The 9,000-nt window shown below is 64.9% G+C and carries 11 protein-coding genes; 5 read left to right on the top strand and 6 right to left on the bottom strand.

From position 1 onward, the window contains the following. Positions 1 to 282: 282 nt before the first annotated feature. From rluB to IAE36_RS19730, 5 genes are all read right to left on the bottom strand, one after another. The gene (rluB, locus tag IAE36_RS19750) at positions 283 to 1,335 is read right to left on the bottom strand and encodes a 23S rRNA pseudouridine(2605) synthase RluB (protein WP_201164580.1); all 1,053 of its coding nucleotides are present in this window, start codon (positions 1,333 to 1,335) and stop codon (positions 283 to 285) included. A gap of 149 nt (positions 1,336 to 1,484) precedes the next feature. Beyond that, entirely contained in the window at positions 1,485 to 2,249 is a 765-nt protein-coding gene (gene scpB / locus IAE36_RS19745) for an SMC-Scp complex subunit ScpB (protein WP_201214140.1), read from the bottom strand. Further along, complete coding sequence (locus IAE36_RS19740) at positions 2,236 to 2,961, bottom strand: segregation and condensation protein A (RefSeq protein WP_201214143.1); 726 nt, start codon at positions 2,959 to 2,961, stop codon at positions 2,236 to 2,238. Before IAE36_RS19740 ends, scpB begins: the two co-directional genes overlap by 14 nt. A gap of 125 nt (positions 2,962 to 3,086) precedes the next feature. After that, the gene (locus tag IAE36_RS19735; protein ID WP_033728206.1) at positions 3,087 to 3,716 is read right to left on the bottom strand and encodes an L-threonylcarbamoyladenylate synthase; all 630 of its coding nucleotides are present in this window, start codon (positions 3,714 to 3,716) and stop codon (positions 3,087 to 3,089) included. Positions 3,717 to 3,729: 13 nt separating this feature from the next. Beyond that, positions 3,730 to 4,590, bottom strand: a complete 861-nt coding sequence (locus tag IAE36_RS19730; RefSeq protein WP_028635487.1) for a PHP domain-containing protein — start codon at positions 4,588 to 4,590, stop codon at positions 3,730 to 3,732. A gap of 67 nt (positions 4,591 to 4,657) precedes the next feature. Here IAE36_RS19730 and IAE36_RS19725 point away from each other — a divergent pair, with 67 nt between their 5' ends. From IAE36_RS19725 to IAE36_RS19705, 5 genes are all read left to right on the top strand, one after another. After that, positions 4,658 to 5,251, top strand: a complete 594-nt coding sequence (locus tag IAE36_RS19725; RefSeq protein ID WP_201214139.1) for a septation protein A — start codon at positions 4,658 to 4,660, stop codon at positions 5,249 to 5,251. A 1-nt stretch (position 5,252) separates the two neighbouring features. Further along, positions 5,253 to 5,552 carry a YciI family protein gene (locus IAE36_RS19720; RefSeq protein WP_060481389.1) on the top strand — a complete coding sequence of 100 codons (300 nt, stop codon included), beginning with the start codon at positions 5,253 to 5,255 and terminating at the stop codon, positions 5,550 to 5,552. Between the two features lie 110 nt (positions 5,553 to 5,662). Beyond that, positions 5,663 to 6,340 carry a response regulator transcription factor gene (locus IAE36_RS19715; protein WP_060481388.1) on the top strand — a complete coding sequence of 226 codons (678 nt, stop codon included), beginning with the start codon at positions 5,663 to 5,665 and terminating at the stop codon, positions 6,338 to 6,340. A gap of 158 nt (positions 6,341 to 6,498) precedes the next feature. Continuing rightward, entirely contained in the window at positions 6,499 to 6,915 is a 417-nt protein-coding gene (locus IAE36_RS19710; protein WP_028635483.1) for a Spy/CpxP family protein refolding chaperone, read from the top strand. A 69-nt stretch (positions 6,916 to 6,984) separates the two neighbouring features. After that, entirely contained in the window at positions 6,985 to 8,325 is a 1,341-nt protein-coding gene (locus tag IAE36_RS19705; RefSeq protein ID WP_201214141.1) for a sensor histidine kinase, read from the top strand. 15 nt (positions 8,326 to 8,340) lie between these two features. On the opposite strand, the gene IAE36_RS19700 is transcribed toward IAE36_RS19705, so the two are convergent. Continuing rightward, positions 8,341 to 8,895 carry a nitroreductase family protein gene (locus IAE36_RS19700; protein ID WP_201164574.1) on the bottom strand — a complete coding sequence of 185 codons (555 nt, stop codon included), beginning with the start codon at positions 8,893 to 8,895 and terminating at the stop codon, positions 8,341 to 8,343. Positions 8,896 to 9,000 lie beyond the last annotated feature (105 nt).

Raw genomic sequence — 9,000 nt, 5'->3', positions numbered from 1 at the left:
GTTTGGGCAAGAGGGGGTGACGGGGTATGGGCGAGGTAAACCGCATCGCGGCGGCAATATCTCTTTACGTAGGCACGAAAAGTCTGAAATGCGGGGATAAGCTGAGGGTGGGCGTATAGTTTTTTTTACAGACTGGTTTGGAAACTTGCCAGTCGCCTGAAAGGTTACTGCAGTTCGGGTGATGGGGATGAGGCTGACGGGGATTTTGCCTGTGTGAGGTAGCGCTTGTGAGATCGGGCACCGCTTTGGCGGCGCTCGATCTCACAGGCCGAACGAGGCCGATCAGCCGCGTGGCTTGCCGCGCCCACGGCCTGCTGGCTTGTCGCCGTGCGGCTTGTCGGTACGCTTGCGCATTTCGCTTGGGCGCTCAGCCACGGCACTGCCGCGGTTGGGCTTGCGCGGGGTTTCTTCGCGGGCTGGGCGCTCGGGCGCACCGTCCTGTGCAGGGCGCAGGCTGCGCACGCGCTCGCCACGGCCCAGCGGGCGGGACGACTTGCGCTGCAGGCGCTCCATCTTGTCCTTGGCCTTGAGGTTCATGGCCGGCAGCGCTACTGGCTGCAAGCCCACTTCGGCGGCAAGGATGTCGATTTCGCCCTGGCTCATTTCACGCCAGCGTCCCATCGGCAGGTCGGAATTGAGGAACACCGGGCCAAAACGCACGCGTTTCAGGCGGCTGACCACCATGCCCTGGGATTCCCACAGGCGACGCACCTCACGGTTACGCCCTTCCATCACCACACAGTGGTACCAGTGGTTGAAGCCTTCACCACCCGGCGCCTTCTGGATGTCGGTGAATTTCGCCGGGCCGTCTTCGAGCATCACACCCGCCTTCAGGCGTTCGATCATCTCGTCGTCCACCTCACCACGCACCCGCACCGCATATTCACGGTCCATCTCGTAAGAGGGGTGCATCAGGCGGTTGGCCAGCTCACCGTCGGTGGTGAACAGCAGCAGCCCGGTGGTGTTGATGTCGAGGCGGCCGATGTTGATCCAGCGGCCCTCTTTCGGGCGCGGCAGGCGATCGAATACCGTCGGGCGACCTTCTGGGTCGTCACGGGTACAGATTTCACCGTCGGGCTTGTTGTACATGATCACCCGGCGGGTCGCCTCGGCGGCTTCCTCGCGCTTGATCAGCTTGCCGTCAACGGCAATGGCATCGTGCAGGTCGACACGCTGGCCAAGGGTAGCGGCAACGCCGTTGACCTTGATGCGGCCCTGGCTGATCCAGGCCTCGACGTCACGGCGCGAGCCCACGCCAATGCGCGCCAGCACTTTCTGCAGCTTCTCGCCAGCGGGTGGGGTAATTTCGGTTTGTTGCAGGTCTTGCTCACTCATCTGGGCACCTCCCGGTGTAGGAATGAAAACAGGCATCTGGCAGCGAATGCGCCAAAAGGCCGCGCATCATACGCGGTTCAGCGTGGGAACGCACCGCAGCTAAGCGGGTTTTAACAGCTAGACGCAGCCTTTCTGCCCAGTGGAAGCGCTCAAGGCTCCAGTTTGCCCGGGCTCTCTGCGGCAGGCTCGGTTTCGCGAAGGTCGTCGAAATCGGTCTTGAGCCCCTGTTCCATGGCGTCGAGTTCCACCAGCAGGCTTCGGAAGCTGGTTTCGTCCTTCGGTGCAGCGGCGTCTTCATCTTCCTCAAGGCTGGCATCAGCCAACGCCTGCAAGTGGGCGGGCACCGGTGCGTCATCCGGGTCCAGCAGCGGCTCGGGCTCCATTTCCCGCAGGGCGGCAAGGGCGGGCAGGTCTTCCAGGCTTTTGAGGTTGAAGTGGTCGAGAAAGGCCTTGGTGGTGGCGAACATCGCGGGCCGGCCTGGTACCTCGCGGTAGCCCACCACGCGAATCCACTCACGCTCCATCAGGGTTTTGACGATATTGCTGTTCACCGCCACGCCCCGTACGTCTTCGATTTCACCGCGAGTGATGGGCTGGCGGTAGGCGATCAAGGCCAGGGTTTCGAGCAGCGCCCGCGAGTAGCGCTGGGGGCGCTCTTCCCACAGCCGGCCCACCCAGGGGGCATACGCCTCGCGAATCTGCAGGCGGTAACCGCTGGCTACCTCCTTGAGTTCGAACGCACGGCCGTGGCACGACTTGCCCAGCACCGCCAGTGCCTGGCGAAACACCTTCGGCTCGGGGCGCTCGGCCTCTTCGAACAGCTCGTACAGGCGCTCCAGAGACTGGGGTTTGCCCGAGGCCAGCAGGAAGGCTTCAATCAGCGACGCCAGGTCGCGCGGTTCATTCAGGTTCATCGGGTTCTTCAACAGAGGCCGGGCGTAGCCGCACATGAATGGCGGCGAAGGCCTCATTTTGCACCAGTTCCACCAGCGTTTCCTTCACCAGTTCGAGAATGGCCATGAAGGTGACCACCACCCCCAGCTTGCCCTCTTCCCGCGTGAACAGCTCTACAAAGGGTACGAAGCCCCCGCCCTTCAGGCGCTCGAGCACCTGGCTCATGCGCTCGCGGGTCGACAGGGTTTCGCGGGTGATCTGATGGTTTTCGAACAGGTCATTGCGGCGCATCACCTCGGCCATGGAAAACAACAGTTCTTCCAGGCTGACTTCGGGCAGCAGCTTGCGCACCTTGGCCTGCGGCGCTTCCAGGCACGGCACCAGCACCTCGCGCCCCACCCGCGACAACCCGTCGATGCCCTCGGCGGCGGCCTTGAACCGCTCGTACTCCTGCAGCCGGCGGATCAGTTCGGCGCGCGGATCGCCCTCCTCTTCGTCCACGTCGACAGCGCGCGGCAGCAGCATGCGCGACTTGATCTCGGCAAGCATGGCCGCCATCACCAGGTACTCGGCAGCCAGCTCCAGGCGCACGCTTTTCATCAACTCGACGTACCCCATGTACTGGCGGGTAATTTCCGCCACCGGGATGTCGAGAATATCGATGTTCTGCTTGCGGATCAGGTACAGCAGCAGGTCCAGCGGGCCTTCGAAGGCTTCGAGGATGACTTCCAGGGCATCGGGCGGGATATACAGGTCCAGCGGCAGCTCGGTGACCGCCTCGCCATACACCAGCGCCAGTTGCAGCTGCCTGGGCACCTCGGCCTGGGGGGCCGGGGCTTCAGGCATTGATACCGGGTTCACGCGCTGACCAGGAACGGCGCCGGGTCGCCACAACCTTCGCGGATCAGCGCCGGCTCGTCGCCAGACAGGTCGATGATGGTGGAAGCCTTCAGGTCGCCATAGCCGCCGTCGATCACCAGGTCCACATGATGCTCCAGGCGTTCGCGGATTTCGTACGGGTCGGTCATCGGCTCTTCGTCGCCGGGCAGAATCAGGCTCACGCTCATCAGCGGCTCGCCCAGCTCTGCCAGCAGCGCCAGGGTGATGGCGTGGTCCGGCACGCGCAGGCCGATGGTGCGGCGCTTCTCGTGCAGCAACAGGCGCGGCACCTCGCGGGTACCGTTCAGAATGAAGGTGTAAGGGCCCGGCACATGGGCCTTGAGCAAGCGGAAGGTGCCGGTGTCGACCTTGGCGTACAGCCCCAGCTGCGACATGTCGCAACACATCAGGGTGAAGTTGTGGGTCTTGTCCAGCCCGCGCAGGCGCCGGACCCGCTCGATGGCGGCCTTGTCACCGATCTGGCAGCCCAGGGCGTAGGCCGAGTCGGTGGGGTACACCACCACCCCGCCCTTGCGGATGATCTCCACCGCCTGACGGATCAGCCGCGCCTGCGGGTTCTCCGGATGAATCTGGAAAAATTGGCTCACGTACTCGTCCTGTTCATGCCGACATTGGCTGTTCATGGCTGAAACGGCGCCACAGAGGTGGCAGGTCCTCGGGCAAAGGCCGGTAGGCACCGATCTCGCCCCAGGTGCCGGGGCCGTGGAAATCACTGCCAGCGCTTGCCAGCAGGCCGAATTCACGGGTAAGGATGGACAGGGTACCCACCTGCTCGGCGGGCATCATGCCGTTGACCACTTCAAGCGCCTGCCCACCTGCCTGAATATAGTCGGCTATCAGCCGTCTGCGCTTGCTGCGTGTCAGCGTGTAATGCATCGGGTGGGCCAGGCTTACCCAGGCATTGGACTGCCGCAGGGTGGCAACGGTTTCCTCCAGCGTGGGCCAGTGCTGCTTGACGTCGCCCAGCTTGCCGGCACCCAGCCATTTGCGAAACGCCTCGCCGCGGTCCTTGACGTGCCCGGCCCGTACCAGGTATTCGGCAAAATGCGGGCGCGCCGGCGCGTTGCCGCTGTCGCCCAGTGCGTGCTGCACCTGGCGGGCGCCTTGCAGCGTGCCGGGCATGCCCTTGGCGGCCAGGCGCTTGTCGATCTCTTCGGCGCGCAGCCAGCGGCCGCGGTGCAGCGCCTCGATGGCGGCCAGCAACGGTGGGGCGTCCAGCGGGAAGTCATACCCCAGCACGTGGATGGTGGCGCCGCCCCAGGTGCAGGACAACTCCACCCCGCTGACCCAGTGCATGCCGTGCGACTGGCAGGCCTGACGCGCTTCGGGCAGGCCTTCGAGGGTGTCATGGTCGGTGAGCGCCAGCGTTCGCACCCCATGCTCGAAGGCCCGGGCGACCAGGACCGAAGGCGACAGGGCGCCATCGGAGGCCGTGCTGTGACAGTGCAGATCAACATTCATGGAGTAGCGCTTTCGCTGGAATCGATGTTTGTTATTATGCCGTCACATCCCGGTTCTGGCTGCCATTGTGAAACAATTCATCGATTTCATCCCGCTGCTGCTGTTCTTCATCGTCTACAAGCTGGACCCGCGCCCTGTCGAACTGGGTGGGCACAGCTTCGAGTTTGGCGGCATCTACAGCGCCACGGCGATGCTCATCGTCAGTTCGCTGGTGGTCTACGGCGCCCTGTTCCTGCGCCAGCGCAGGCTGGAAAAGGGCCAGTGGCTGACGCTGGTCGCCTGCCTGGTGTTCGGCGGCCTTACCCTCACCTTCCACAGCGAAACCTTCCTCAAGTGGAAGGCACCCGTGGTGAACTGGCTGTTCGCCCTGGCCTTCGCGGGCAGCCACTTCATAGGTGACCGGGTGCTGATCAAGCGCATCATGGGCCATGCCCTGACCCTGCCAGATGCCATCTGGACGCGCCTGAACCTGGCCTGGATAGGCTTTTTCGTGTTCTGCGGTGCCGCCAACCTGTTCGTCGCCTTCACCTTCCAGGACTTCTGGGTGGACTTCAAGGTGTTCGGCAGCCTGGGCATGACCGTCCTCTTCCTGGTGGCACAGGGCGTGTACCTGTCCCGCCACCTGCACGATGACCCCTCTACCTCCAAACCCAAGGATTGACATGCTCTACGCCATCATCGCCAGCGACGTCGCCAACTCCCTGGAAAAACGCCTGGCTGCACGCCCTGCGCACATCGAGCGCCTGCAGCAGCTGAAGGCCGAAGGCCGTGTGGTGCTGGCCGGCCCGCACCCGGCCATCGACAGCAACGACCCGGGCGACGCCGGTTTCAGTGGCAGCCTGATCGTTGCCGAATTCGATTCGCTTGCCGCCGCCCAGGCCTGGGCCGATGCCGACCCCTACATCGCGGCGGGTGTGTACGAACAGGTCGTGGTCAAACCCTTCAAGCAAGTTATGCCTTGATCGCCCTGGCGGCGCCACGCTGGTCACAGTTGCACGCGGGCCTCAGGACTGCGGTATCTTTGCCACTGGCGGACCAACGAGTCGCCGTCAATGGTTGAATTGAGTGAGTCATGAGCGAGCTGTTACTGATTGATGATGACCAGGAGCTGTGCGACCTGCTCGCCAGCTGGCTGACCCAGGAAGGCTTCAGCGTGCGCGCCTGCCACGATGGCCAGGCCGCACGCCAGGCGCTGGCCGATCAGGCGCCGGCCGCCGTGGTGCTGGACGTGATGCTGCCCGATGGCAGCGGCCTGGAGCTGCTCAAGCAGCTGCGCAGCGAACACGCCGAACTGCCGGTGCTGATGCTGTCTGCCCGGGGCGAGCCCCTGGACCGTATCCTGGGCCTGGAGCTGGGCGCTGACGATTACCTGGCCAAACCCTGTGACCCACGGGAACTCACCGCGCGCCTGCGCGCCGTGTTGCGCCGCAGCCACCCCACCGCCACCAGCAGCCAGGTGGAGCTGGGCGACCTGGTGTACAGCCCCGCCAGGGGCGTGGCCAGTATCGACGGCCGGGAAATGACCCTCACCCTGTCCGAAAGCCGGATTCTCGAGGCCCTGCTGCGCCAGCCGGGCGAGCCGCTGGACAAGCAGGAGCTGGCGCAGATCGGCCTTGGCCGCAAGCTGACCCTGTATGACCGTAGCCTGGACATGCACGTGAGTAACCTGCGCAAGAAAATCGGCCCCCATGCCGACGGGCGCCCGCGTATCGTCGCCTTGCGCAGCCGCGGTTACTACTACGCCCAGTGAGCAATGCGCTGCACTAACCAACGGTAGGCCGTGCGCAAACGGCTTGCAGCGCCCCCTGCCCCTTTACCTTTCCTTTACCCTGCACTGACGGCGCTTGACGGTCACCGCCCTAGACTGTGCTCATCCGGTCACTGCCGGCCTATGAAAGGAGAGACACCATGCGCAAGACCCTCACCGCCCTGCTGTTCGCCGCCGCCCTGCCAACCGTGGCCATGGCCATGCCTGATGGCGGCCCACGCCCGGACGGCCCGCACCACCGCGGCGGCCCGGCCTTCCATGAGCTGGACCTGACCCGCGACCAACGCGAACAGGTGGGCAAACTGATGGGCGAGCAAATGCAGCAGCGTCGCGACATCACCGAGCGTTACCTGGAGAAGCTGCCGGCTGCCGACCAGAAGGCCATGAAAGACGAACTGCAGGCCAGCCGCGACAAGACCGACAGCGCCGTACGCAACCTGCTCAAGCCTGACCAGCAGAAGAAGTTCGACGAACTGCAGAAAGAACGCGCAGCCAAACGCGCCGAATGGCAGGAATTCCAGACCTGGAAAGCTGAAAAAGCCAAGAAGGCCCAGTAAGCTTTCAACTCGACGCCCGCCGCGCATCAGGCCAGCCTGGTGCGCGGCGGGCTTTTACCGTTTGTGGAGGTGTTCGTGCGTTCATTGTTCTGGCGCATTCTGGCCAGTTTCTGGCTGGCCATCGCCCTTGTGGCAGGGTTGTCGATCCTGCTGGGGCACATGCTCAACCAGGACGCCTGGATACTCAGCCGTCACCCAGGGCTCAATACCCTGGCCAGCCAGTGGGCCAAGCACTACGAGCAAGAGGGTGTAGACCCGGCGCAGCGTTTTCTGGAGCGGCGCAAGGACCGCTACAAGATCGACGTGCAGGTGCTGGACGACAGCGGCGATGCCGTGGTCCCCGGCACCTTCCCGCGCCGGGCCGCCGCACTGGAGGCACGCCAGCACAATGATGAACGCCGCTTGCCGTGGCGCCGGCTGACCGAGGAATACACCAGCCCCAAGTCGGGCAACTCCTACCTGCTTATCTACCGCATTCCACACCCGGCCCTGGACGCCTGGCACCGCGAGAGCCTGCTGTGGCCACTGAGTGCGCTGGGGATCGCGCTGGTGGTGCTGACCCTGTTCAGCCTGCTGGTAACGCTGTCGATCACCCGCCCGCTAAGCCGCCTGCGCAGCGCGGTGCATGACCTGGGCCAGACCACCTACCAGCAGAACAGCCTTGCGAAACTGGCGGCCAGGCGCGACGAGTTCGGCGTACTGGCGCAGGATTTCAACAAGATGGGCGCGCGCCTGCAGAGCACGATCGGCAGCCAGCGCCAGTTGTTGCGCGACGTGTCTCACGAGCTGCGTTCGCCACTGGCCCGGCTGCGCATTGCCCTGGCCCTGGCCGAACGGGCGGACCCCGAGCAGCGTGAGGCCCTATGGCCACGCCTGGCCCGCGAGTGTGACCGGCTGGAAGACCTGATCAGCGAGATTCTCACCCTGGCCCGGGTCGATGCCGACCAGGCCCATGCCGAACCGGTCGACCTCAATGCCCTGTTGGGTAGCGTGCGCAAGGACGCATTGCTAAGCGCACCCGAACAGGACGTGCGCCTGGAGGCGCAGCCGGGCCTGACCCTGCAGGGTTGGCCCACGCTCATCGAGCGCGCCGTGGATAACCTGCTGCGCAACGCACTGCGCTTCAACCCGCCAGGCCAACCCGTGGAGTTGCGCGCTGTACGCGAAGGCGATCAGGTGCGGGTGAGCGTGCGTGATCACGGCCCAGGCGCGGCCGCGGCGCACCTGACGCGGCTGGGTGAACCGTTCTTCCGCGCGCCTGGGCAGGAAGCCCCAGGCCACGGCCTTGGGTTGGCCATCGCCCGCAAGGCGGCCGAGCGCCATGGCGGCGGCCTGACGCTGGAAAACCACCCGCAAGGAGGCTTTGTGGCGACACTGGAGCTGCCAGTGGCCGAGGCCGCGGGCAGTTGAGGCAACGGCCGCTGCCTAGCCCCAGGTACTGACGAAATCGGCGGTTTGCAGCACGGGCGCCGTACGCGGCTCGTTCAGCGGGGTACCCACATACAGGAAGCCGATCAGCTCTTCATTGTCGGCAAGGCCAAGGCCCTGGTGCACATGCGCATCGAAAGCCAGGTCACCGGTGCGCCACACCGCACCGATACCTTGGGCGTGGGCGGCAATGAGGATACCGTGCGCCGCACAGCCCGCAGCCAGACGCTGTTCGGATTTAGGCACCTTGAAATGATCCTGCAGGCTTGCGACCACCACGATCAGCAGCGGCGCCCGCAGCGGCATCGCCCGTGCCTTGTCCAGCGCCGCCTCGGTCGCCTCGCCTTTGCCCTTCACGGCCTCGGCGAACAGCTCACCCAAACGCTCGCGCGCGGCACCCTCGATGGTGAGGAACCGCCAAGGCCGCAACTGGCCATGGTCCGGCGCACGCAAGGCGGCCTGGAACAGCGCTTCACGCTGGGCCTCATTGGGCGCCGGGTCGGTCAGGCGTGGCACGGAAACACGGTTGAGCAATGCGTCGAGAGCCTCCATCGGCTACCCTCCTGATAATTGAATGTGCGGTCATTCTCAGGCTGCAAGCCCCAAGCTGCAAGCAGCACGGCAGGCAGCGGCCGATTGGGCTTGAGCCTGCGCGCC

Origin of the sequence: Pseudomonas sp. S36 (genome assembly GCF_016647875.1) — a bacterium.
GTDB classification, from domain to species: Bacteria; Pseudomonadota; Gammaproteobacteria; order Pseudomonadales; family Pseudomonadaceae; genus Aquipseudomonas; species Aquipseudomonas parafulva.
Note: the sequence above shows the minus strand (reverse complement) of the source record. Positions and strands in the feature narration are given on the sequence as shown.

Excerpts from the sequence above, each read along its gene's own strand:
- rluB (WP_201164580.1), bottom strand. The coding sequence starts at position 1,335 with ATGAGTGAGCAAGACCTGCAACAAACCGAAATTACCCCACCCGCTGGC.
- scpB (WP_201214140.1), bottom strand. The coding sequence starts at position 2,249 with ATGAACCTGAATGAACCGCGCGACCTGGCGTCGCTGATTGAAGCCTTC.
- IAE36_RS19730 (WP_028635487.1), bottom strand. The coding sequence starts at position 4,590 with ATGAATGTTGATCTGCACTGTCACAGCACGGCCTCCGATGGCGCCCTG.
- IAE36_RS19720 (WP_060481389.1), top strand. The coding sequence starts at position 5,253 with ATGCTCTACGCCATCATCGCCAGCGACGTCGCCAACTCCCTGGAAAAA.
- IAE36_RS19715 (WP_060481388.1), top strand. The coding sequence starts at position 5,663 with ATGAGCGAGCTGTTACTGATTGATGATGACCAGGAGCTGTGCGACCTG.
- IAE36_RS19710 (WP_028635483.1), top strand. The coding sequence starts at position 6,499 with ATGCGCAAGACCCTCACCGCCCTGCTGTTCGCCGCCGCCCTGCCAACC.
- IAE36_RS19700 (WP_201164574.1), bottom strand. The coding sequence starts at position 8,895 with ATGGAGGCTCTCGACGCATTGCTCAACCGTGTTTCCGTGCCACGCCTG.